This window comes from Rhodococcus sp. AH-ZY2, assembly GCF_030916465.1.
Taxonomy (GTDB): Bacteria; Actinomycetota; Actinomycetes; order Mycobacteriales; family Mycobacteriaceae; genus Rhodococcus; species Rhodococcus ruber.
Map to the genome: position 1 here is coordinate 4,727,360 of NZ_CP126458.1, position 23,258 is coordinate 4,750,617.

At 70.4% G+C, this 23,258-nt stretch carries 21 protein-coding genes and 1 riboswitch; of the genes, 15 read left to right on the forward strand and 6 right to left on the reverse strand.

Annotated features, from left to right (window positions below):
* Positions 1-37 precede the first annotated feature (37 nt).
* A riboswitch (SAM riboswitch) is annotated at positions 38-129 on the forward strand.
* 204 nt (positions 130-333) lie between these two features.
* The 15 genes from QNA09_RS22755 to sfnG all read left to right on the forward strand — a co-directional run bounded on the left by QNA09_RS22755 (position 334) and on the right by sfnG (position 18,641).
* The gene (locus QNA09_RS22755) at positions 334-1,965 is read left to right on the forward strand and encodes an ABC transporter substrate-binding protein (RefSeq protein WP_010594205.1); all 1,632 of its coding nucleotides are present in this window, start codon (positions 334-336) and stop codon (positions 1,963-1,965) included.
* Positions 1,966-1,968: 3 nt separating this feature from the next.
* Positions 1,969-3,000, forward strand: a complete 1,032-nt coding sequence (locus tag QNA09_RS22760) for an ABC transporter permease (RefSeq protein ID WP_010594206.1) — start codon at positions 1,969-1,971, stop codon at positions 2,998-3,000.
* A complete protein-coding gene (locus QNA09_RS22765; RefSeq protein WP_119700196.1) occupies positions 2,993-3,886 on the forward strand; it encodes an ABC transporter permease in 894 nt (297 codons plus the stop codon). Before QNA09_RS22760 ends, QNA09_RS22765 begins: the two co-directional genes overlap by 8 nt.
* Positions 3,883-5,484 (forward strand): ABC transporter ATP-binding protein, encoded by a 1,602-nt coding sequence (locus QNA09_RS22770; protein ID WP_119700197.1) that lies wholly within the window; start codon positions 3,883-3,885, stop codon positions 5,482-5,484. The genes QNA09_RS22765 and QNA09_RS22770 overlap by 4 nt, the downstream gene beginning before the upstream one ends.
* Positions 5,474-6,577: an LLM class flavin-dependent oxidoreductase gene (locus QNA09_RS22775; protein ID WP_119700198.1), complete on the forward strand. Its 1,104-nt coding sequence runs from the start codon at positions 5,474-5,476 to the stop codon at positions 6,575-6,577. Before QNA09_RS22770 ends, QNA09_RS22775 begins: the two co-directional genes overlap by 11 nt.
* Positions 6,578-6,591: 14 nt before the next feature.
* Entirely contained in the window at positions 6,592-7,962 is a 1,371-nt protein-coding gene (locus tag QNA09_RS22780; protein WP_308072120.1) for an NtaA/DmoA family FMN-dependent monooxygenase, read from the forward strand.
* The gene (locus QNA09_RS22785; protein WP_040272923.1) at positions 7,959-8,735 is read left to right on the forward strand and encodes a DUF1684 domain-containing protein; all 777 of its coding nucleotides are present in this window, start codon (positions 7,959-7,961) and stop codon (positions 8,733-8,735) included. Before QNA09_RS22780 ends, QNA09_RS22785 begins: the two co-directional genes overlap by 4 nt.
* Positions 8,732-9,886, forward strand: a complete 1,155-nt coding sequence (locus QNA09_RS22790; RefSeq protein WP_010594212.1) for an LLM class flavin-dependent oxidoreductase — start codon at positions 8,732-8,734, stop codon at positions 9,884-9,886. Before QNA09_RS22785 ends, QNA09_RS22790 begins: the two co-directional genes overlap by 4 nt.
* Before the next feature lie 242 nt (positions 9,887-10,128).
* Positions 10,129-10,707 carry a hypothetical protein gene (locus QNA09_RS22795; protein WP_040272926.1) on the forward strand — a complete coding sequence of 193 codons (579 nt, stop codon included), beginning with the start codon at positions 10,129-10,131 and terminating at the stop codon, positions 10,705-10,707.
* 171 nt (positions 10,708-10,878) lie between these two features.
* Positions 10,879-12,051 (forward strand): LLM class flavin-dependent oxidoreductase, encoded by a 1,173-nt coding sequence (locus QNA09_RS22800; protein WP_010594214.1) that lies wholly within the window; start codon positions 10,879-10,881, stop codon positions 12,049-12,051.
* A 1-nt stretch (position 12,052) separates the two neighbouring features.
* Positions 12,053-13,267 (forward strand): SfnB family sulfur acquisition oxidoreductase, encoded by a 1,215-nt coding sequence (locus QNA09_RS22805; protein WP_010594215.1) that lies wholly within the window; start codon positions 12,053-12,055, stop codon positions 13,265-13,267.
* 122 nt (positions 13,268-13,389) lie between these two features.
* Positions 13,390-14,607, forward strand: coding sequence for an acyl-CoA dehydrogenase family protein (locus QNA09_RS22810; protein WP_010594216.1), 1,218 nt, complete (start codon positions 13,390-13,392; stop codon positions 14,605-14,607).
* Entirely contained in the window at positions 14,604-16,016 is a 1,413-nt protein-coding gene (locus QNA09_RS22815; RefSeq protein WP_006943659.1) for an LLM class flavin-dependent oxidoreductase, read from the forward strand. The genes QNA09_RS22810 and QNA09_RS22815 overlap by 4 nt, the downstream gene beginning before the upstream one ends.
* A gap of 29 nt (positions 16,017-16,045) precedes the next feature.
* A complete protein-coding gene (locus tag QNA09_RS22820) occupies positions 16,046-17,419 on the forward strand; it encodes a styrene monooxygenase/indole monooxygenase family protein (protein ID WP_010594217.1) in 1,374 nt (457 codons plus the stop codon).
* Positions 17,420-17,519: 100 nt separating this feature from the next.
* Positions 17,520-18,641 (forward strand): dimethylsulfone monooxygenase SfnG, encoded by a 1,122-nt coding sequence (sfnG, locus tag QNA09_RS22825; RefSeq protein ID WP_010594218.1) that lies wholly within the window; start codon positions 17,520-17,522, stop codon positions 18,639-18,641.
* A 10-nt stretch (positions 18,642-18,651) separates the two neighbouring features.
* Here the strand turns inward: sfnG and QNA09_RS22830 are convergent, their stop codons facing one another.
* The 6 genes from QNA09_RS22830 to QNA09_RS22850 all read right to left on the reverse strand — a co-directional run bounded on the left by QNA09_RS22830 (position 18,652) and on the right by QNA09_RS22850 (position 22,839).
* A complete protein-coding gene (locus QNA09_RS22830) occupies positions 18,652-19,143 on the reverse strand; it encodes an NADPH-dependent FMN reductase (RefSeq protein WP_119700199.1) in 492 nt (163 codons plus the stop codon).
* 228 nt (positions 19,144-19,371) lie between these two features.
* Positions 19,372-19,884 carry a winged helix-turn-helix domain-containing protein gene (locus QNA09_RS22835; RefSeq protein ID WP_010596234.1) on the reverse strand — a complete coding sequence of 171 codons (513 nt, stop codon included), beginning with the start codon at positions 19,882-19,884 and terminating at the stop codon, positions 19,372-19,374.
* Between the two features lie 101 nt (positions 19,885-19,985).
* Complete coding sequence (locus QNA09_RS22840) at positions 19,986-20,549, reverse strand: flavin reductase family protein (RefSeq protein ID WP_119700200.1); 564 nt, start codon at positions 20,547-20,549, stop codon at positions 19,986-19,988.
* Positions 20,550-20,613: 64 nt separating this feature from the next.
* Positions 20,614-20,685, reverse strand: a complete 72-nt coding sequence (locus QNA09_RS29205) for a putative leader peptide (RefSeq protein WP_353852504.1) — start codon at positions 20,683-20,685, stop codon at positions 20,614-20,616.
* A 95-nt stretch (positions 20,686-20,780) separates the two neighbouring features.
* On the reverse strand, positions 20,781-21,626 hold the full coding sequence (locus QNA09_RS22845; protein WP_010596236.1) for an NADPH-dependent oxidoreductase: 846 nt from the start codon (positions 21,624-21,626) through the stop codon (positions 20,781-20,783).
* Between the two features lie 94 nt (positions 21,627-21,720).
* Positions 21,721-22,839 (reverse strand): LLM class flavin-dependent oxidoreductase, encoded by a 1,119-nt coding sequence (locus QNA09_RS22850; RefSeq protein WP_010596237.1) that lies wholly within the window; start codon positions 22,837-22,839, stop codon positions 21,721-21,723.
* Positions 22,840-23,258: the final 419 nt, after the last annotated feature.

Below are 23,258 nucleotides of genomic sequence, written 5' to 3' on the forward strand. Positions count from 1 at the left end.
GTTCTCCGAACTCGTTCGCAACGCGTACGGTCACCGGGAACCATCCAGAGCGACCGAGAGACCCGGCTCGACGACGTCGCAGCAACCCCCTGCCGCAGGTGAGGGTGCTACCGCCGGGAACGATGGAGGAGAAGGCATGGCAGGCGAGGGGTTCGTGGGCGCGTGGGCGCGCCTGCACGTCGACCTGTGCCGTCAGTGCTCGGGCATCTGTCGCCCCCGATCCTGTCGCGCCTGAGCGGCGCAACCCAGTCGAAGAACTACGACCGTCTGCCCGGCCGGTGGCATCGCGAAGCGCGGTGCCATCGGCGCCTCACGAGATCATGGAGTTCCCCGGTGCCTGTTCCGTTCACCTCTGCCGCCCGACGTCGCGCCGTCGCGGGCGCCACCGCCGCAATCCTCACCGGTGGGCTCGCCGCGTGCGGCGCCGACACGGCGGGCACCTCCTCCGGTGGCGGCACCCCGCAGCCCGGCGGCACCCTGCGCTACGGCCTGTCCCAGGCCCCCACGTGTGCCGATCCCGCGCAGGCCGGCAGCAACCAGACCATCTACGTCGCCCGTCAGATCGTCGACTCGCTCACCGATCAGGACCCCGGGACCGGTGAACTGAAGCCGTGGCTCGCCGAAAGCTGGGAGGTGAACGGGGACGCCTCGGCGTTCACGTTCCGGCTGAAGGACGGCGTGACATTCAGTGACGGCACCCCGTTCACCGCGGAGTCGGTGAAGAAGAACTTCGACGCGATCGTCCAGACCCTCACCGGCGCCAAGGCAGCGCTGGCGGCGAGCTACCTGTCGGGGTACACCGGCACCACGGTGCTCGATCCGCTCACCGCCCAGGTGTCCTTCGCCGGACCGAACGCGCAGTTCCTGCAGGCGTCGTCGACGCTGCAACTCGGCTTCCTGTCCGACAGGGACGTCGCGAAGTCCGCGGAGGAACGCTGCGCCGGCGACCTGTCCGGCACCGGTCCCTTCGTCTACGAGGACTACCAGCAGGACAAGTCCGCCACGCTGGTCAAGCGCACTGGATACTCGTGGGGATCCGACGTTTTCGCGCACGACGGCGAGGCCTACCTCGATCGCATCGAGTTCACGATCGTCCCGGAGTCCGGTGTACGCACCGGCAGCCTCGCATCCGGCCAGCTCGACGCGATCAGCGATGCGCTGCCGCAGGACGCTTCCCAGATCGAAGGCAGCGGCGGACGGATCCTCACCACGCCGAACCCGGGTGTCCCGTTCGGTTTCCAGCCGAACGTCACCCGTGGCGTCCTGACCGATCCGGCGGTGCGCGCTGCGATCGTGCCGGCCCTCGACCGCCAGGAACTCGTCGACACCGTCCTCGGCCCCGATTTCCGGCCCGCGACCAGTACCCTCGCCTCCCGCACCCCCGGCTACGCCGCACTCGACGACGTCACCTACGACCCGGCGAAGTCGAAGTCGATCCTCGACGCCGCCGGCTGGGTTCCCGGCCCGGACGGCATCCGCGTCAAGGACGGCAACCGCCTGTCCTTCTCGGTGCTGTTCAGTTCGGTGTTCGCCGGCAACCAGGCGATCCTCGAGCTCGTGCAGCAGCAGCTGCGCGAGGTCGGTATCGACCTGCAGCTCGACCTGGTCTCCACCCCGGAAGCCACTGCCCGGCAGGGCACGAAGGACTTCGACGCCACCTACTACAACAGCACGCGCGCCGACGGCGACATCCTGCGCACCACGTTCGGACTCGACGGGCGCAACCTCAACAACCGCGGCCCGATCCCGGCGCTGGACGAGGTCCTGTCCGCGCAGCTGCGCACCACCGACCCGGCCGAACGCGGCGAGCTGATCGAGCAGGCACAGCAGCTCGTCCTCGACAACGGCCTGTGGCTGCCGACCGTGGAGCTGTCCCAGGCCATCGGTGCGGCGGGGGCGGTGCAGGACCTGAAGTTCGAGGCCTCCGCCCGGTTGCAGTTCTTCGACACCTGGCTGAGCGAGTAGACCATGGCCCGGTATCTCGGTTCCCGGCTCGTGCAGGCGCTGTTGGTGCTGTGGGCGGCGTTCACCGTCTCGTTCGGCGTGCTGTACCTGCTGCCGTCCGACCCGGTGAGCATCGCGGTCGACGGCGCCGGCAGCGGCACACCGGTGGATGCGGCCGCTGTCGCGCAACTGCAGGAGCGGTACGGGCTCGACCGTCCGTTGTCGGGGCAGTACCTTACTGCGCTGAGCAACGCCGTCCGGGGTGACTTCGGCATCTCGATCGTCACGGGACAACCCGTGACCGACGCGATCGCCGCCGCCGTACCCAGCACCCTGGCCCTGGCCGCGGTCGCCCTGGCGCTCGCCGTGCTCCTCGGCACCTCGATCGCGTTCGTCGCCACGTACACGCGCGCCCGGTGGCTGCGCAGCACGCTGTTCTCGCTGCCGCCGCTCGGTGTCGCGGTTCCGACCTTCTGGGTGGGACTGCTTCTGCTCCAGCTCTTCTCGTTCCGGATGAAGCTGCTTCCGGCATTCGGCGACCAGGGCATCGAGCATCTGGTGCTGCCCGCGATCACCCTCGCGCTCCCCACCGGTGCGGTGATCGCGCAGGTCCTCGCCGCCAGCCTGCAGACCACATGGCGGCAACCGTTCGTCGAAGCAGCTCGCGCCAAGGGCGCGTCCCGGTGGCGCATCCAGACCCGGCACACACTGCGGCTGTCCAGCATCCCCGCATTCACTATCGCCGGGGTGACAGTCGGCAACCTGTTGGCGGGGTCCGTGGTCGTCGAGACGGTGTTCTCCCGCGCCGGTGTCGGTCGTCTGACCCAGACTTCGGTTCTGGCGCAGGATATTCCCGTCGTCCAGGGCATCGTGGTCTTCAGTGCGGTGATCTTCGTGCTCGTCAACCTCGCGGTGGACCTGGTCTATCCGCTCATCGATCCACGCATCGCCGACGGCCGTCGCGGCGGCGGTTCGCCCTCGCATCCGACGCCCGCCGAGGTGACCACCGAACTCACCGGCTTCGCGGTGGAGGAGGAGAGGAAGGCTCATGTCTGACGTCCTGATCCGGGAACCGGTCGCCGCATCCGCGCAGGCCGCGGCCGGGCCACACGGACCGTCCCGGCTCCGGGGAGCGACGAGCGCCCTGCGCCGCTACGGGGTTCTCGTGGTCTCGACGACCGTGCTGCTCCTCGCCGTCGGCTTCGCCCTGTTCCCCTCGGTCTTCGCGTCCGGTGATCCGCTGCAGGGCGTCCCGGCCGACAAGTTGCAGGGGCCGTCCGCGGCGCACTGGTTCGGCACCGACAACATCGGGCGCGACGTGTACACCCGGGTCGTGCACGGTGCGGGCCTGTCCCTGACCGCGACGCTCGTCGCCGTCGGAATCGCTCTCGTCGTCGGCTCGCTCGTCGGGTTGCTCTCCGGCGCGGTCGGCGGAGCGGTCGACGGGCTACTCATGCGGGCCGTCGATGTTCTGCTGTCCATCCCCGCCCTGTTGCTGTCCCTGGCGCTCGTCACCGCGCTCGGATTCGGCACCATGAACGTGGCGATCGCGGTCGGCGTCGGGCTCGTCGCGAACTTCGCCCGCGTGATGCGGTCGGAGGTCCTGCGCGTGCGCCGCGCCCTGTACGTCGAGGCGGCGTTCGCATGCGGTGCCCGCTGGCACAGCGTCCTGCGCCGACACGTGCTGCGCAACTCGTACGCCCCCGTCGTCGCGCTCGCGGCGGTCGAGTTCGGCATGGCCGTGCTCGCTGTGTCGTCGCTGAGCTTCCTCGGCTTCGGCGCGGTGCCGCCCACCCCGGAGTGGGGATCGTTGATCTCCGAGGGCAGGAACTACCTGGCCACCGCCTGGTGGATGACGACGCTGCCCGGCCTGGTCATCGTGGCGGTCGTCCTGTCGGCGCATCGCCTCGGTCACGCCATCGAAGAACGGAGCACTCGATGACCGCGCCCCTGCTGGACGTACGCGACCTGCGGGTCGAGTACGGCAGCCGTCGCGACCCGGTCACCGCGGTGGACGGGGTCGGCTTCACGCTTTCCCGGGGTGAGGTCGTCGCGGTGGTCGGCGAGTCCGGTTCCGGCAAGTCGACGACCGCACACGCGATCCTCGGCCTGCTGTCGGGCAGCGGCCGGATCACCGGCGGCACCGTCACGTTCGACGGGCAGCGACTGGACACCCTGCCCGAACGCGCCTTCGAGAAGGTGCGCGGTGCCCGCATCGGACTCGTGCCCCAGGACCCCACCACGTCCCTGAACCCGGTCGTCCGCATCGGTGACCAGGTCGCCGAGGTCCTGCGTATCCACGGTCGCGCCGACCGGCGCACCGCGAAGATCGACGCGCGGCGCATCCTCGCGGAAGCCGGCCTCGACGATCCCGAACTCCGTGCCAGGCAGTACCCGCAGGACCTGTCCGGCGGGCAGCGGCAGCGCGTGCTCATAGGCATCGCGCTCGCATGCCGGCCGGACCTCGTCATCGCCGACGAGCCGACCAGCGCGCTCGACGTCACCGTGCAGCGGCGCATCCTCGACCACCTCGACAGCCGCATCGCCGAGACCGGTACCGCGGTCCTGCTCATCACCCACGACCTCGGCGTCGCCGCCGACCGCGCCGACCGCATCGTCGTGATGAGCCAGGGCCGGATCGTCGAGACCGGGCCGGCCCGGCAGATCCTCGAGAACCCCCGGCACGAGTACACCCGGGCGCTCGTCGCCGCCGCACCGAGCCTCGCCGGCACCGCGGCCCGGCCCGGCCGCGGACCCGCGGAACCCCTGCTCACCGTGTCCGGGGTATCGAGGACCTTCCGCATCGACCGGCGCACGTCGCTCGAGGCGGTGCGCGACGTCTCCTTCTCGGTTCCGCGCGGTCGCACTCTGTCCCTGGTCGGCGAGTCCGGTTCCGGCAAGTCCACGGTGTCCCGCATCGCGATCCGATTGGAATCCGCCACGTCCGGGCAGGTCCGGTTCGACGGGCGGGACATCACCGCGCTGCGCGGCCGGGACCTGCGCGAGCTCCGCCGCCGGGTGCAGATCGTCCACCAGAACCCCTATGCGGCCCTGAATCCCAAGCTCCGCATCCGCGACGTCGTCGCCGAACCGCTCGAAGCCTTCGGCATCGGCACGAAAAGCGAGCGCGCCGAACGTGTTGCGGAGCTGCTCGGGCAGGTGGCGCTGAGCACGGCACACCTCGAGCGCAGACCCGCGGAACTGTCCGGCGGACAACGACAGCGCGTTGCGATCGCCCGCGCGCTCGCGCTGCACCCGGAACTCCTCGTGCTCGACGAGCCCGTCTCCGCGCTCGACGTGTCGGTCCAGGCGCAGATCCTCGACCTGCTCGCCCGCCTGCAGGACGAGCTGGGGCTGAGCTACCTGTTCATCTCCCACGATCTTGCCGTGGTCCGGCAGATCAGCGACACCGTCGCGGTGATGCGGTCCGGCGAAATCGTCGAATCCGGGACCACCGCACAGATTTTCGACAGACCACAGCACGAGTACACGAAACTGCTGCTCGATGCCATTCCAGGGAAGGTTCGGCATGCCCGATAGTTCACAGTTGTTGCTCGCCCTCGAATTCCGCGGAACCGGCTCGCATCCGCATTCGTGGCGTCGCACGGATTCACGCGCGGAGGACGTGTTCACCGCCCGCTACTGGGCGGATATCGTGGGCCGCGCGGATCGTGCCGGCGTCGACCTGGCCTTCCTCCCCGACTCGTTCGGCATCGACTCCGATGCGGACACCGTGCGCGGCCGGCTCGAAGCGGTCGGCGTCGCCGCCCGGCTGTCCGCCGTCACCTCGCGGATCGGGCTGATCCCCACCGCGACGGTGACCCACACGGAACCGTTCCACGTGGCCAAGGCCGTGCAAACCCTCGACCACACCACGGCCGGCCGTGCGGGGTGGCAGGTCGCCGTCTCCGAGGGTGAGGACCGGGCCGCCCTGTTCGGCCGCAAGGGCACCCAGGACACCGGCTCACTGTGGACCGAGGCCGCCGAGGCCGCCGAGGTCGCGGCCCGCCTGTGGGACAGCTGGGAGGACGACGCCGAGATCCGCGACGTCGCCACCGGCCGATTCGTCGACCGGGACAAGCTGCACTACATCGACTTCGTCGGCGAGCACTTCTCCGTCAAAGGTCCGTCGATCACGCCCCGGTCACCCCAGGGCCGGCCCCTCGTCGCGGTTGCGGCAGCGGACGAGCAGTCGTTCGACTTCGCCGCGGAGCGCGCCGATCTCGTGCGTATCGAGGCCGCCGACCTCGGGTCCGCCGCGAACCTGGCCGAACGCCTACGCGCGCAGGCCGGTGATCGGCGACCGGCGGTGCTGCTCGACATCGACGTGCTGCTCGCCGCGGACGACCCCACCGCCGCCGCGGACCTGGCCCAGCTCGAGAACTGGGCCGGCGCTGCCTACACGCCGGAGTCGCTGTTCTACCGCGGCGGCCCGGCCGGGCTGCTCGCACTCCTCGGGGACGTGGACGGCCTGGACGGCGTGGTGCTACGTCCGCTGGCCCTCGCCGGCACGGTCGCGGCGCTCACCGAACGGGTCCTGCCGGTGTTGCGGCCGCAGGTCCCGACGTCCACCGGAACCCTGCGGGACCGTCTCGGCCTGCCGCGCCCCGCCAACCGCTACGCCACCGCCTGAGGAGGCCGATCACCATGCCGCAGAACACCGTTCGAAAGCAAGTCCACCTGGCCGCGCACTTCCCGGGCGTCAACAACACGACCGTGTGGGCGGATCCCGAATCGAAGAGCCAGATCGACTTCGAGTCCTTCCTGCACCTGGCCCGGACCGCAGAACGCGGACTGTTCGACTTCTTCTTCCTGGCCGAGGGACTGCGGCTGCGCGAGCATCGCGGCCGCATCCACGATCTCGACGTCGTCGGCCGGCCCGACACCCTCACGGTTCTCGAGGCCCTCGCCGGTGCGACGACCCACCTCGGGCTCGCGGGCACGATCAACACCACCTTCAACGAGCCGTACGAACTGGCCAAGCAGTTCGCCACCCTCGACCATCTGTCCGACGGCCGCGCCGCGTGGAACCTCGTCACCTCCTCCGACGCCTTCACCGGCGAGAACTTCCGGCGTGGCGGCTATCTCGACCACTCGCAGCGCTACGTCCGCGCCCACGAGATCGTCGACGTCACCCGGCGGCTGTGGGACGGCTGGCGCCCCGGAGCACCGGTCGTCGACCGCGAAAACGGCATCTTCGCGGCGGATTCCGACATCGCTCCGTTCGACATCCACACCACGCAGTTCGACATCTCCGGGCGGTTCGAGGTGCCACGCAGCCCGCAGGGACACTCGGTGCTCCTGCAGGCCGGCGACTCGGACGAGGGCCGCGAATTCGGCGCCGCCAAGGCCGACGCCATCTTCACCGGCCACGGCACCCTCGAGGAGGGCCACGCCTTCTACGCCGACGTCAAGGGCCGCCTCGCGAAGTACGGGCGCAGCCACGCCGACCTGAAGATCCTTCCGGCCGCGACGTTCGTCCTCGGCGACTCCGCGGAGGACGCGGCCGAGCGAGCCCGCCACATCCGGCTGCAGCAGGTGAGCCCGCAGACCGCGATCGCGTTCCTCGAGCAGGTGTGGGGCCGCGACCTGTCCGGGTACGACCCCGAAGGGCCGCTGCCGGACGTCGAACCGGAGGACAACCTGAACATCACGCGCGGCCGCGTCCGCCACGCCAAGGATCCGCGCGCCGTCGCGCTGGCCTGGCGGGAGAAGGCCGAGGCCGAGAAGCTCAGCATCCGCGAACTGATCATCGAGGTCACCGCGCGGCAGCAGTTCGTCGGCACCCCCGATCACGTCGCCGCCGAGATCGACCGCTATGTGCAGACCGACGCGAGCGACGGCTTCATCCTGGTTCCGCACCTCACCCCCGGCGGCCTCGACGAATTCGTCGACAAGGTCGTGCCGCTGCTGCAGGAACGCGGCAGTTTCCGCACCGAATACGAGGGCACCACCCTGCGCAGTCACCTCGACCTGCGCCACCCGCACGAGATCGACGAAGGAGTTCAGGCATCGTGACCACCACACTCGACCGAGAGACGTTCACCGAGGACTGGCGGAGCTGGCACGCAGCCCGCGAGGAGGCGCTGCGCCGCCCGGACGGCTGGCTCAGCCTGACCGGGCTGTACTGGCTGGACACCGAGCCCACGATCCTCGACGAGGTGCCCGGATTGTGGCGGGTGGACGGCGAGCGCGTGCTCCTCGAATCCGACGGCGGAACCGAGGTGCACAAGCCGATCGAGGGCGCACCCGGTGTCCGGGTCGCGGCCGGCGACGGCTACGCCGAGATCATCCGCCGCACCGGCCGGTTCGCCGTCCGCATCCACGACCCGAAGTCGCCGGCTCTGACGGCCTTCACCGGAATCCCCGCGTACGAGCCTGCGCCGGAGTGGGTGCTGCAGGGCCGCTTCGAGGCCTTCGATCAGGTGCGGACCGTCACCACCGGCGCCGTGGTCGACGGCCTCGAGCACCACCACAGCGCGGCCGGGCTGATCCGCTTCACCCACGACGGCGCCGAGCACCGCCTCGTCGCCTTCGGCGACGGCTCGGGTCCGCTGCGCGTGCTGTTCACCGACGGAACCAGCGGCGTGACGACCTACCCGGCCGCGCGGATCCTCGAGGTCGCCGCGCCGACCGCCGACGGCTCGGTCACGCTCAACTTCACCCGGGCAGCCAACCTGCCGTGCGCGTTCACCGACGCGGCGACGTGCCCCATCGCCCCGGCGGAGAACCGGCTGCCGTTCGCCGTCGAGGCCGGCGAACGCACTCCGCGCGACGAGGAGGCCCGGTGACGACCGCATCGAATCCGGTGCCGCTCTCGGTCCTCGACCTCTCCCCCGTCAGCGAGGGATCCACCACGGCGCAGGCGTTGCACAACACCGTCGACCTGGCCCGGAGGACGGAAGGGTGGGGGTACCGCCGGTATTGGGTGGCCGAGCACCACTTCGTCGCCGTCGCGTCGTCGTCGCCGGCCGTGCTGATCGGCGCAATCGCCGCCGCCACCAGCACCATCCGCGTCGGCGCCGCCGCGGTTCAGCTCGGTCACAACACCGCGGCCGGTGTGGTCGAGGCGTTCGGCACGCTGGACGCGCTGCATCCGGGCAGGATCGACCTGGGACTCGGCCGGTCGGGACAACGCCGGGCGGAGGCGCTCGCGGCCGCCCGGTCCGGGGCCGCCGAAGAGGAATCGCACCGCGCCACCGAGGTGCGCGACGGCCTGGTCATTCCGCCGCCGTACCAGCCCGGGCCGTTGCTGTCCTCGCCGCGCCTGGTCGCCGGGTTCGCCGCGTTGCAGCAGCCGGGGGCGCAGGCCCCGGACTTCGACGGGCAGGTGGACGACATCCTCGCTCTGCTGGACGGGACCTATCGCACCGAGGACGGGATCGAGCTGCACGCCAGCCCCGGCGAGGGCGCGGACGTCGAGCTGTGGGTCTTCGGGACCAGTGCGGGGCCGTCGGCGTCGCTGGCCGGACGGCTGGGTCTGCCGTTCGGTGCGAACTACCACGTCAGTCCCGGCACCACCGTCGAGGCGGTCGAGGCGTACCGCGCGGCGTTCCGCCCGTCCCGCTTCCTCGACCGACCGTACGTGGTGGTGTCCGCCGACGCGGTCGTCGCCGACGACGACGCCACCGCGCGTGACCTGGCGGCCACGTACGGGCACTGGACGCACAGCATCCGGTCCGGCCACGGGGCCGTCCCGTACCCGGACCCGGCCACGTCGGCACCGCTGAGCGACGAGGAGCGCAGCCTCGTCGACGACCGGCTGATCACCCAGTTCGTCGGCGCTCCCGCCACCGTGGCGGAGCGGCTCGAGTCGCTGCAGCGCGTTACCGGGGCGGACGAGCTCGTGGTCACGTCGGTGACGCACCGGCACGAGGACCGGCTGCGTTCGTACGAATTGCTGGCGCGCGAGTGGGGGCTCGCCGCGCTCCGCGCCGCATGACCCCGGTGGTGGCCCCGCCCGGACGGCGGGTTCACCACCGAATCGAGCATTCCCGACCAATTGTGTAGGATATCGCCCATGGCACCCGAGACCGCAGCGACCGTCGTCGCCCGCTGGTGCCGTCGTCACGTCGATCTGGGCCGGACCTCCTCGGGCATCTGTACGGGCTGACCGCTCACAGCCCCTTCCGCCACGTCGCGCCGGAGTACCACCGGAGCGGCGCATTCTCCAGGAGAAAACCCTTGTCGCACAACGCTATCCGGACCATTCATCGCCCCCTGCGTATCGCCGTCGAGCTTGCCGGACCCGAGGGACCGCACTACTGGGCCGATCTGACCACCGGACGCGCCGACGAACCGGCGCTCGACCTGAGCGCCTCGCCGTCGAACGTGGTCCGGATCCGCGCCGCCGACCTGAGGGAGAGCGCGAAGCTCCGCGAACGGGCACGCTCCGAAGCCCGCGCCGACGGTCGCGATCCCGACAGCATCAGCGTCCTGGTCGATCTCGAGGTGCTCGTCGCCGAGGAGGCCCGCGGCGCCCGCAAGCAGTATGCGCTGCTCGACGGCCGTCGTCGCGCAGACACCCTGTCCTACATCGGCACCCCGCACGGCCTCGCCGGACTGATCGCCGACATCCACACCACCCGCGTGGCCGACGGCGTGACGCTCCTCCCACTCGGTGCCGAGTTCACGATCGAGCACATCGTCGACGGCACCCTGCCGTGGCTCGAATCACGGGGGCTGGCAACGCCGTCGCCCGCTGTGGTGGAGGTCCTGCGCCGCTTCGGCACCGGGGACCGCGGGCTCATCCTGGCCTCCTGACCGTCGTTCGAGACGCGGGGCGAGAGTTTCTTCTCTCGCCCCGCCTTTCGTCGTCCGGTCCACGCGTCCCGCTCGGCAGGGGCGCCGGGCGCCGTCCGGCGCGGACCAGAATTGGAATCGGACCGATTTCAACCGTGGCCCGCGCTCCGCCCCGCCCTTAACCTCGCAACAATGTCCCTCGCATTCCATTGGTTTCTTCCCACCTACGGCGACAGCCGCCTGATCGTCGGCGGCGGCCACGGAACGCCCGCCGGGGCGGCCCGCGGTGATCGGCGCGCCACCGTCGGGTACCTGGCGTCGATCGCCCGCGCCGCCGAGGAGTTCGGATTCGCCGGCGCACTCACCCCTACCGGCGCATGGTGCGAGGACGCCTTCCTCACCACGGCAATGGTGGCGCGCGAATCCGAGCGACTCGCCTTCCTCGTGGCGTTCCGCCCGGGACTGATCAGCCCCACCCTCGCCGCGCAGATGGCGGCGACGTTCTCACTGCACGCCCCGGGGCGGATCCTGCTCAACGTGGTGGTGGGCGGCGAGGCCCACGAGCAGCGCGCGTACGGCGACCACCTCGGCAAGGACGAGCGGTACGCCCGAGCGGACGAGTTCCTCTCGATCGTCCGACGGTTGTGGGCCGGCGAGACCGTCACCCACTCCGGCACGCACCTGAACATCTCGGAAGCCGCGCTGGCCACGCTCCCGAGCCCTGTCCCCCCGTTGTACTTCGGTGGATCGTCCGCCGCGGCGGGCCCGGTGGCCGCCGAGCACGCCGACGTCTACCTCACCTGGGGTGAGCCGCCGGCGGCCGTCGCCGAAAAGATCGCATGGATCCGCGAACTCGCCTCCCGGCGCGGACGCACCATCCGGTTCGGCATCCGCCTGCACGTCATCACCCGGGACACCGCCGCCGATGCGTGGGCGCAGGCCGACCGGCTGATCGCGGCACTCGGCCCCGACACGGTGACCGCGGCACAGGCGGGTCTCGCACGCAGTGAGTCCGAAGGACAGCGCCGCATGCTCGCCCTGCACGAGAACAACCGGCGCAGCGGAGACTGGCGCGACGCCCGTAACCTGGAGGTGGCGCCGAACCTGTGGACCGGGGTGGGTCTCGTGCGCGGCGGGGCCGGGACGGCGCTGGTCGGCAGCCATACCGAAGTCGCCGACCGGATCGCCGAATACGCCGCGCTGGGCATCGACGAGTTCGTCCTCTCGGGATACCCGCACCTCGAGGAGCTGTACTGGTTCGGCGAGGGGGTGCTACCGGTCCTGCGGGAACGCGGACTGTTCACCGGCGGTGCCGGCGGCGCCGTATCCGGAAGCGTTCCCTTCCTTCCCGCCGGGGTCCGCTGAGATGGGCACTGCCGAGGTCACATCCGGGATCGTCGACGGCGACCACGCGCTCGAGACGGCCACGGTGCTGGGCCGGCGATTCGCCGAGAACGCCACGCTCCGCGACGCGAACCGCGAACTGCCGCACACCCAGATCCGCGAGTTCGCCGGATCGGGCCTCGGCGCGGTGACGGTGCCCCGCGCGTACGGCGGGCTCGACGTGCCCACCGAGACGCTCGTGGAGATCTTCCGGCTCCTCGCCGAGGCAGATCCGAGTATCGCGCAGATCCCCCAGTCCCATTTCACCTTCCTCGAACTGCTCCGGTCGCAGGGAACCCCGGATCAGCAGGAGTTCTTCTACGGTGAGGTGCGGTCCGGAGCCCTGTTCGCGAACGCGCAGAGCGAACGGGGCCCCCATCCCGTCGACGTGGACACCACGGTGCTCGTCCCGTCCGGTGCGGGTTTCACGCTCTCGGGCCGCAAGTTCTACAGCACGGGCGCCCTGTTCGCGGACTGGATCGCCGTGCGCGCCAGTGTGGTCGGCGACGGCGGCACCCCGGGCCGCGGCACTCCGAAGGCCGTGGCGTTCGTGCCCCGCGACGCCGCCGGGCTCACCGTCGTCGACGACTGGGACGGCATGGGGCAGCGCACCACCGCCAGTGGCACCGTCACCCTCGACGGCGTGACGGTGCCCGCCTCGTCGATCGTCCCGTACTCGGGGTTGTTCGACGGGCCCACCACCTACGGGGCACAGGCACAGATCCTGCACGCCGCGATCGACGTGGGGATTGCGACCGGCGCCCTGCGCGAGGCGGTCGTGCAGGCCGGCCGCGCCCGTCCCCACTTCGAGGCGGGAGTCGACCGCGCGGTGGACGATCCGCTACTGGCTCACCTCGCCGGCGAGGTGACGGTCACGGTGCGGGCGGCCCAGGCCCTGCTGACCGTCGCGGCCCGCGCGGTGGACTCCGCGCGCGCCGACCTCGACGCCGACACCGCCGCGGCGGCATCGATCGACGTCGCCACCGCGAAGGTCGCGGCGACCCGCGCCGCGCTCGACGCCGCGAACGCGGTGTTCGAACTGGGCGGCACCCGAAGCGCATCCGGCGCGGCCAACCTGTCCCGCTACTGGCGCGACGCACGCACCCACACCCTGCACGACGCGACGCGCTGGAAGCTGCAGCACATCGGCCGTTGGACGCTGGACGGGACATCTCCACCGCGGCACGGGGTGATCTGAGACGACCGCACGCCCGTTCCCCGGCGCCAGTATTGAACTCTGGCCGATCGCAACCGGTGCCATCGCGGGCCCGATTGTCCATCGTTGTGTCGACATCGACGCCACACCGAGGAGCATGACAGGTGAGCAGTTCAACGATCCAGACGCCGGCCGTGACCGACGACGAACTCCGGGAGCGCTTCCGGCCGACCTTCGACCGGATCGCCGAGGGAGCCGTCCAGCGCGAGCACGAGCGCCGGCTGCCGTTCCACGAGGTGCAGTGGCTGCGGGAGGCCCGTTTCGGCGCCCTGCGGGTACCGGTCGAGTTCGGCGGCTTCGGTGCCACGGTCCGTCAGCTGTTCGACCTGCTGATCGACCTCGCTGCCGCCGAGTCGAACCTGCCACAGGCGCTGCGCGTGCACTGGAGCTTCGTCGAGGACCAGCGGCTCGCGGGTGACGAACGCGCCCGGCACTGGCTCGCGGCCACCGCGGACGGCACGCTCGTCGGCAACGCCATCACCGAACCGGGGGTCGGTGCCGCCGACCGCTACCGCACGACCCTCACCCGCAAGGGCGGCGACTGGGCCCTCGACGGAATCAAGTACTACAGCACCGGAAGCCTGTACGCCGACCACATCCTCGTCGCCGCGGACCGCGACGGCGAGCGGGTCTCGGTACTGGTGGACGCGCGGCAGGAGGGCGTCGAGCAGACCGACGACTGGGACGGTTTCGGCCAGCGGCTCACCGCGAGCGGTACCACCACCTTCACGGGAGTCGTGGTGCCGGAGGACCGCATCCTCGGGCCCGGCTACGGCGCCCCGGGCCGCACCTACGCGACCGCCTACCTGCAGCTGGTGCAGCTCGCGGTGCTCGCCGGCATCGCCCGGCGCGCCGAGGCCGACGCCGTCGACTGGGTTCGGGCGCGCACCCGCACGTTCACCCACGCCGTGGCCGACCTGCCACGGCACGACCCGCTGGTCCAGCAGGTGATCGGGAAGCTGTCGGCCGCGGCCTTCGGTGCCCGCGCCGCCGTGCTCGCCGTCGCCGACGACCTCGACGTCCTTCTCGACGCGGGCGCCGACGACCCCGAACTGCTCGACCGCGCCGAGGCTTCCGCCGCCCGCGCCCAGTCGGTGGTGATCGGGCTCGTCCTCGACGCGACGGCGCAGCTGTTCGAGGTCGGCGGCGCATCCATCACCTCGTCGGAGGCGGCGCTGGACCGGCACTGGCGCAACGCACGGACCGTCGCGGCGCACAACCCGCTGATCTACAAGCAGCAGGCCGTCGGCGCCCATGTGCTCAACGGAGATCCGCTCCCCTACGCGTGGAGCGCGGGCCGTCGCCCCGGAGTCATCGCGTGACCCGGCACATCCGCTTCAACGCGTTCGACATGAACTGCGTGGCCCACCAGTCCCCCGGACTGTGGCGCCACCCCGCGGACCGGTCGCATCGCTACACCGACCTCGGGTACTGGACCGAACTTGCCCGGCTCCTCGAACGCGGCCTGTTCGACGGCCTGTTCATCGCCGACGTGCTCGGCACGTACGACGTCTACGGCGGCACCGACGAGGCGGCGCTGCGGCAGGGGGCGCAGGTCCCGGTGGCCGATCCGCTCCTGCTCGTCTCCGCGATGGCCGCGGCGACCGAGCATCTCGGCTTCGGCATCACCACCGGAACAGGATTCGAGCATCCTTACCCGTTCGCGCGGCGGCTCTCGACCCTCGACCACCTCACCCGCGGCCGCATCGGATGGAACGTCGTCACCGGATACCTGCCGTCCGCGGCCCGCAACTTCGGCGAGGCCGACCAGCTCGATCACGACACCCGCTACGACCACGCCGACGAGTACCTCGAGGTGCTCTACAAGCTGTGGGAGGGCTCCTGGGAGGACGACGCCGTCGTCCGGGACGCCGAGCGCGGCCTCTACATCGACCCGGAGAAGGTGCACCACATCGGGCATCGCGGTGCGCATTTCACGGTGCCCGGCATTCACCTGTCCGAACCGTCACCGCAGCGGTCCCCGGTGATCTATCAGGCCGGGGCGTCGCCGCGCGGCGTGCGCTTCGCGGCGGAGAACGCGGAGGCGATCTTCGTCGGGCCGCCGTCCAAGCGGGTCCTGCGCGACACCGTGGCCCGCATCCGGGCCGCGCTCGTCGACGCCGGCCGCGATCCGTACTCCGCGCGGATCTACGCCCTCGCCACGATCGTCACGGACGCCACCGACGAGGCGGCCGCGGCCAAACACGAGGAGTACAAGCGGTACGCCAGCCTCGAGGGCGCGCTGGTGTTCACCTCCGGCTGGATGGGTATCGACCTGTCCCGCTACGACCTCGACGAGCCGATCGGCAACGTCGAGAGCAACGCCATCCGCTCCGCGGTCGCGGCGTTCCAGGAGGCCGACGACGACGGCCGCGAATGGCGCGTCCGCGACATCGCCGAGTGGGCGAGCATCGGCGGACTGGGCCCCCGCTTCGTCGGCTCCGGCGAGTCCGTCGCCACCCGGTTGCAGGAGTGGGTGGCCGAAACCGACGTCGACGGGTTCAACCTCGCCTATGCCGTCACGCCCGGCTCGTTCGAGGACGTGATCACCCACGTCGTCCCCGTCCTCCAGGAGCGCGGTGCCTACCCGACGACCTACACCGAGGGAACGCTGCGCCACAAGCTCTTCGGCAAGGGCGACCGCCTCCCCGACGAGCATCGGGGCGCCCGCTACCGGCTCGGCGCGCCCCTCTCGACCGTGACCGACCGCCACCGCGCCTACGTCGGCTGATCCATCACCGCCCACCACGAGGAGATTCCATGACCACCACTCGACGTTCCGTCGCCGTCGTCGGCGCCGGACTGGCCGGGACCACGGCCGCGCTCGGCTTCCTCGATGCCGGATTCGACGTCACCGTCCTCAGCGATCGGGATCGCGAGTCGCTGCGCAACGACGTGCCGGCGACCGGAACGGCCGTCTACTTCGGCAAGTCCCGCGAGTCCGACGCCCGGATCATCGAGGATCTGTACGCCGACGGACCCCATTCGACCGGCATGAGCACGCGCCTGTACTCGGGCGACGGCGACACCCGCGCCGAGGTCCTCGAGTTCGACCCGGATTTCCGGTACGTCGCGCAGGGCGTCGACGTCCGGCTTCGGGCGGACGACCGGCTGGGCCGTTTCCTCGACCGGGGTGGCCGGTTCGAGGTGCGCGCGGTGACGCCGGAGAGTCTCGATGCGATCGCCGCCGAGCACGACCTGACGCTCGTCGCGACCGGCAAGGGCGGCCTGTCGTCGCTGTTTCCCGTCGACGCCGAGCGCACCGTCTACCGCGAGCCCCAGCGCACCCTGCTGCTGGTGACGCTCCGGGGACTCGGGCACGGCCCGGACACGTGGGGTTACCGCTCCGAGGCGGGGGGCGCCCACAACCTGTTCAACCTGCACACCGAGTACGGCGAGGCCTGGCTCGGCCCGTACCTGCACAAGGACGCGGGTCCGACGTGGAGCTTCCTCGGCTTCGCCAAGCCGGGCAGCCCGTGGGTCGAGCGGTTCGAGGCGGTCACCGACGTCCACAGCGCGCGTCGCACCGTCGTCGAGCTGTACCGCGACTACTTCCCGCAGGACGCCCCCGAGGTGGAGAAGCTCGAGGTCATCGAGGCCGATCCGCACTCGTGGCTGCGCGGGGCCGTCACCCCGACGGTGCGGCGGGCGGTGGGCCGCACGGCCGGGGGCCACGTCGTCGCCGCGATCGGCGACACCGCCATCGCGTTCGACCCCATCGCCGGCCAGGGCGCACAGAACACCGTGGTGCAGGTGGCGGCGCTGGTCGAGGCGGCACGCGGCCACGAGGGCGAGTTCACCGCCGGCTGGCTCACGGAGCAGTTCGAAAAGCACTGGGACGCCCGCGGTCACGCCGCCGCGGAGGTGACCCGGTTGTTCCTCGGCGATCCGAAGTACGCCGTGCACGCGGAGTTGCTCTTCCCCGCGGCGACCGTGAGTGAGCCGGTGGCCGCCGCGCTGTTCGGGTTCCTGTCCGAACCCGGCACGCTGCTCGGCATCGGCACCCGCGACGACGTGCTGGCGTTCATCACCGCGCATGCCGGCGAGCCGGCCGAGGACGTGCTGGCGCGGTTCCAGCCGAGCGGCGGCTTCAGCGCGTCGCCGCTCGCCGGCGCAGCGGTCCAGCCCGCCTGACGACGACCCGGTCCCGACCGTCGCGACCGCTCGCGACGGTTGGGATCGGGTTGATTCCAACGATTGGGTGCGGCGGGTGCGGACGCTTGAATTGGTGCCCATGTCGACCGAACACATCACCCCCGAGATCAAATTCGCCTACTGGGTGCCCAACGTCAGCGGCGGCCTGGTCACCTCGAACATCGAACAGCGCACCAGCTGGGACTACGACTACAACGTCCGGCTCGCCCGCACCGCCGAGAACAACGGCTTCGAGTACGCACTCAGCCAGGTGCGGTACGAGGCCAGCTACGGCGCGGAGTTCCAGCACGAGTCCACCAGCTTCTCCCTCGCTCTCCTGCTGGCCACCGAGCGCCTGAAGGTGATCGCCGCCGTCCATCCCGGACTGTGGCAGCCGGCGGTGCTCGCCAAACTGGGTGCCACCGCCGACCAGCTCTCCAGCGGCCGGTTCGCCGTCAACGTCGTCAGCGGCTGGTTCAAGGACGAGTTCACCCACCTCGGCGAGCCGTGGCTCGAGCACGACGAACGCTACCGCCGCAGTGCCGAGTTCCTGCAGGTGCTGCGCAGGATCTGGACCGAGGACGATGTCGACTTCCGCGGCGACTTCTACCGCATCCACGACTTCACCCTCAAGCCCAAGCCCGCCAACACGCCCGAGCGGCCCAATCCCGAACTGTTCCAGGGCGGTAACTCCACTGCCGCGATCGCCAACGGTGGCCGCTACGCGGACTGGTACTTCAGCAACGGCAAAGACTACGACGGCATCAGCGACCAGATCGCCGACCTGCGCGCCGTCGCCCGCGAGCACCAGCGCGAGGTAAAGGTCGGCCTCAACGGGTTCATCATCGCCCGCGACACCGAGAAGGAAGCGCGCGACACGCTCCGCGAGATCATCGAGAAGGCGAACCGCCCGGCGGTCGAGGGCTTCCACAGCGCCGTGCAGCAGGCCGGCGCGTCCACCGGGGACAAGAAGGGTATGTGGGCCGACTCGACATTCGAGGACCTGGTCCAGTACAACGACGGCTTCCGCACCCAGCTCATCGGCACGCCTGAGCAGATCGCCCATCGCATCGTCGAATACCGCCGGCGCGGGGTCGATCTCATCCTGTCCGGCTTCCTCCATTTCCAGGAGGAGATCGAGTACTTCGGCGAGAAGGTGCTGCCGCTCGTGCGCGAACTCGAGGCCGCCGATCAGGACGACCGCGAGCCCGTGGTCGTCTGACCCGGCCCGATCACCGCCACGCGGATCGCAGGACAGGCGCCCAGCGCTCGGCGTAGTCCGCGATCCGCGTGTCGGTGGTGTAGGTGGAGTCGAGCAGGTACAGACCCGGCGCCGGGGTGGTGGCGCCGAGTTCGACGAGCACCGGCTCGAGCAGCAGGTCCGGGGCCATGGCGTGGGCCGGGCCGGCGCCGAGCATGAGCGGCACGGCGGTGACGTCGCGCAGGCCGTCGCCGGTGGCGAACTGGTCGAGGAGCAGCTTGAGGATGCCGGTGTAGGTGGCCTTGAAGGTGGGGCTGGCGACGACCACGAGGTCCGAGGCGGCGACGGTGTCCACCGCCGCCGTGACGGCGTCGTCGCCCCAGCCGAGCAGGCCGGGTCCGAGGGTGATCACGTCGACGACGTGGTCCGGTGCGGAGCCGGTGAGTTCGGTGGCCAGGAGGGTGGCGGCGTCGAGGGTGCGGGAGCCGGGCCTGGGGTTGCCGGCGACGACGGTGGTCTTCACGCAGGGGCCTTTCCACATACATTCGGGATATCCCGGCGCGGTGCGCTGCCGGGAGGTTCTGGTCGGACCGCGCTCACCATGTGCACAGCTCTATCACCGCGTAGGTGGTGGCGACGTCCGGCCACCGGACCTCGGCGAACAGCCGCCGCAGTAGACCTTGCCTCTCGCACTCCGATTCGCGTGCGGCCGCCGAAGGGCGACCTGTGGGGAGGTCGTCGTGCCCGGGCGTCATGCGCACCGCCTCGTCAGCAGTTCCGTGATGTGAACGGCCGGGTGCGGGTCGAAGCGGTATCCGCTGCCGCGGACCGTGGAGATGATGCTGCCGAACTGCTGCAATTTGGTCCTGATCCGGGAGACGTGGACATCGACGTTCCGGCCGCGACTGTCCACCTCCCGCACCCCGGTGCCGAGGTCGCGCAGGACGGCCCGGGACACCACGGTCCTCGGGTTGCGGACGAGATAGGCGAGGATCTCGAACTCGCTGTGGCTGAGCAGCACTCGCCGGCCGTCGAGCAGGACGTCGCGGGCGGGAAGGTCGATGATCAACGGGATGGGGGTCGGGCTGAGCACTGTATGGGTGCTCACGCCCGGAACCAGATCGTGGGCGGCCTCGCGAAGGGCGTCGGCGAGCGCCGCCAGGTCACGCGAGGAGTGTGTTCCGATGTCGGGCAGCCGCAGGACGAGAACGAGTTCGGCACCGGCGGCGGTGACTACGTCATTGCGAGTGGCGAGGATTTCCATGTGAGGCTCCGGTCGAGGAGGGGATCCGACGAGCTGACGGGCGATGCGGTGCGGCGACAGCTCGGACACTCGTTCCGGAGACTCGGCAGGCGACTCATGATTCACTCCTCCAATGCGACGGGGCGGTGGTAGGCGCCCTCGTGGTAGAGCAACGGAATACTCTTGCCCTCCGCCGAATTCGGGTCCTCGTGCGCACGAACCACGACACCGACGACCAGAGTGCTGTCACCGAGCGGAATCAACCGGTCGACGACAACCCGGAGCCAGACCGGCGTGCCGTGCAGGACGGGTTCACCGGATTCGATTCGGGTCCAGAGTGACTCGTCGGAGAACCGCTCCGCCGCGCTGCGCGCGAAGCGCTGCGCGAGATGCTGCTGATGGTCGCCCAACAGGTGGATCACCAACGACTCGGCCGAGCGGACGGCGTCGATGCTCGACGACGTGTCGGTGATGTTGAACGAGACCAGCGGCGGATCGAGGGAGAGCGAAGCGAAGGACGTCGCAGTGAACCCGACCGGGCCGGAGCCGGATTCGAGAGTGACGATCGTGACCCCGGCGGGGTGCCGCCGAAGGGCCGAGCGGTATTCGTCGCCACGGACGCCCGGAGCGTGCTCCGATGCGGCGGTGGCGGAGTATTCGAGGGCATTCGACATCGACAGGGACATAGCCGTTCCTTGAAGGAGGTACATACCGAGACGGAGGGAGGAGTCGGGAAGACACGTACTCAGGTCAGGAGGCACAGAGACACGAGCGGGTGCGGCACAGGTCCACGTGCCTGCGGCTCCACGCTGTTTCGGTCATAGTGCTCGATCCTCACCTGTCTGCAGTCGATCGTGGCCGTCCCCGACGGTCTTCGTCGGGGCACAGCCGAGGCGGTGCCGGGGTTGCCGGCGCCCCTAGCTCGTCGGGAAACCCCTTTCGCGCAACGCGTCTCGAAGTCGGCGGCGCGATCCCAGGGTACCCGGATCCGTCAGTCGTGCCACGATTCGCCCGGTCCAGCTGCCCGGCAGGCCCTGTCCACGGTAGAAGTCCTCGGCGCGGGTGTCGTACCGGACGATACCCGCGTCCTGCGCCTCGAGTCGGTAACGGTCCCGGTGGCACACCACGTCGAATCCGAGGCGCGGCTTGACCTCGGCCCGCTCCGCGGGATCAGGGAAGCCGACCGAGAGGCCGACGACCGGGAAGACCCGCTGCGGCAGCTCCAGGACGTCGGCGACGCGCTCGGGCTCGTTGCGGATGCCACCGATGTACACGGTGCCCAGGCCGACCGATTCCGCCGCGACCACGGCATTCTGCGCGGCCAGGGCCGCGTCGACCACGCCGAGCAGGGTGCCCTCGGCGAAGTCCGCGTTGACGAGTTCTCGGCCGTGGACCGTAGCGATGCGCTCCGAGCGGGCGAAGTCTGCGAGCCAGACCAGGAAGAGCGGCGCGTGGCGGACCGCATCCTGATCGCCCGCAAGGGTGGCGAGCGCATCGATCCGCTCGCGGTCGGTGACGGCGACGACGGACCACAGCTGCAGATTGCTCGAGCTGGCCGCGGACGACGCGGCGGCGACGACGGCGCGCAGATGATCCTCGGGGACGGGACGGTCGAGGAACCGGCGCACCGACCGGTGCGCCAGCTGAGTCGCCAGCACCGCGTTCCAGGGACCGGTCGTGTCGGCAGCACCGAAGCGTCGCTCGAGAGCACCGCGTCGTTCGAGAGCACCGCGTCGTTCGAGAGCATCGGAGCGAGCGACCACCCGATCCGCGCCGGCGCCGGGGTTCGCTGTGAGTGGGTGAGACGTGGTCACGAGTGGAGCCCTTCTGGCCGGTTCCCGGCCGGTCGACGGATCGCTATCGGCTGCCCACCGGCGAATCGGCGGTGAACCCTCTGGCGCGCTCGGTGTCGGATTCGCTCCACAGCGTCGTCGGCGGTACCTCCGCGCGCACCAGCGGCACGACCTCCTCGGCGAATCGACGCAGGGTGTCCTTCTGGCGTTCGAAGTCGAGCACGTGGTTGACGGATACGGATTGGAGGACGTGGCCGAAGCACTCGTGGTAGTCGAGGATCTTCTCGGCCACGCGATCCGGCGAACCGACCAGGGCCGGACCCCGCTCGACCGCCTCCTCGATCGTGCGGAAGCTGGTGGTCTTGCCGACGGCGCCCGGATCATGTTTCCTCTTGTCGGCCTGGCGTACCGCACCTTCGTAGATGGGCCGGTACTCCTCGATCGCCTTCTCCGTGGTGTCCGCGAGGAACAACCCGCCCGAACCCGATCCGACGTAGGCCTTCGCCGGGTCGTGACCGTGTGCGGCGTAGTGCTCGCGGTATCGATCGATCAGGACCTTGTAGTTCTCCCGGGGCTGCAGGGCGTTGGCCGTCACGATCGGGTCTCCCCACTTCGCCGCCAGGTCCACTGCCCGCGCCGACGTGGCGGATCCGTGCCAGATGCGGAACGGCCCGTCGAACGGGCGGGGCAGCGTCGTGACATCGGCGAGTGCCGCTCGGTACTCACCCGACCAGTCGACGTGTTCCTCCCGCAGCAGCCGGCGCAGCAGTTCGTAGTTCTCGGTGAGGTAGTCGTACTGTTTGCCGATGTCGAGGCCGAACAGGGGGTACTGGAGCACCTCGTTGCCCTTGCCGATGACGATCTCGAGGCGGCCCCGGCTCAGCTGATCGACGGTGCACAGATCCTCGGCGACGCGCACGGGATCGAGCACCGACAGCACGGTCACACCCGTGGACAACAGGATCCGCTCGGTGGCCTGTGCGATGGCACCGAGGACGACGATCGGGCTGGACGAGAGCACGTCGCCGGCATGACGTTCGCCGACCGAGTAACTGTCGATGCCGAGCTGCTCGGCGAGCACGGCCATCTCGACGACGCGGTTCAGGCGCTCCGCGGGAGCGACGACGTCGCCGGTGACCGGATGCGGCGGGTTGAAGATGATGTCGAGGATCTGGAAGCGCACGAACTACAGAGTCTGCCGTCCCGGTGGGCGTCCGCGAAGGGTTGTCCTCGAGGTGATCGGAACCGTTGCGCCCGGCCGGACACGTCGCCGTCTCGGCATCGGCGTCACGGTAGCCGTGCACCGGGGTGCGGACCAGGATTGCGATCGTCGTGATCCGAAATCGGTGCAGGTCGGACCCGCCCGAAAGGGCGTGGGTTGTCCGAGACCCGTCCACTGGATAGCGTGACCGTCCGGCAGCACCGAGGGCGGATTCCCGCCACGAACGGGCCGCGCCCGCGGCCCATCGGAGGAAAGATGGTCGGCACCAGTCACGCGCAGGTCGTGATCGCACGCGTCGTGGGCACGCACGCCCCGGCGTGTTGTTGTCGCTGACAGCCGTCCCACCGGACGCACCCGCGTCTCCCGATACTGACATCTCC

What these genes read in the sequence shown, in the direction of transcription:
- QNA09_RS22760 (WP_010594206.1), top strand. Translation starts at nt 1,969, where the DNA reads ATGGCCCGGTATCTCGGTTCCCGGCTCGTGCAGGCGCTGTTGGTGCTG.
- QNA09_RS22765 (WP_119700196.1), top strand. Translation starts at nt 2,993, where the DNA reads ATGTCTGACGTCCTGATCCGGGAACCGGTCGCCGCATCCGCGCAGGCC.
- QNA09_RS22770 (WP_119700197.1), top strand. Translation starts at nt 3,883, where the DNA reads ATGACCGCGCCCCTGCTGGACGTACGCGACCTGCGGGTCGAGTACGGC.
- QNA09_RS22775 (WP_119700198.1), top strand. Translation starts at nt 5,474, where the DNA reads ATGCCCGATAGTTCACAGTTGTTGCTCGCCCTCGAATTCCGCGGAACC.
- QNA09_RS22780 (WP_308072120.1), top strand. Translation starts at nt 6,592, where the DNA reads ATGCCGCAGAACACCGTTCGAAAGCAAGTCCACCTGGCCGCGCACTTC.
- QNA09_RS22800 (WP_010594214.1), top strand. Translation starts at nt 10,879, where the DNA reads ATGTCCCTCGCATTCCATTGGTTTCTTCCCACCTACGGCGACAGCCGC.
- QNA09_RS22805 (WP_010594215.1), top strand. Translation starts at nt 12,053, where the DNA reads ATGGGCACTGCCGAGGTCACATCCGGGATCGTCGACGGCGACCACGCG.
- QNA09_RS22820 (WP_010594217.1), top strand. Translation starts at nt 16,046, where the DNA reads ATGACCACCACTCGACGTTCCGTCGCCGTCGTCGGCGCCGGACTGGCC.
- sfnG (WP_010594218.1), top strand. Translation starts at nt 17,520, where the DNA reads ATGTCGACCGAACACATCACCCCCGAGATCAAATTCGCCTACTGGGTG.
- QNA09_RS22835 (WP_010596234.1), bottom strand. Translation starts at nt 19,884, where the DNA reads ATGGAAATCCTCGCCACTCGCAATGACGTAGTCACCGCCGCCGGTGCC.
- QNA09_RS22840 (WP_119700200.1), bottom strand. Translation starts at nt 20,549, where the DNA reads ATGTCCCTGTCGATGTCGAATGCCCTCGAATACTCCGCCACCGCCGCA.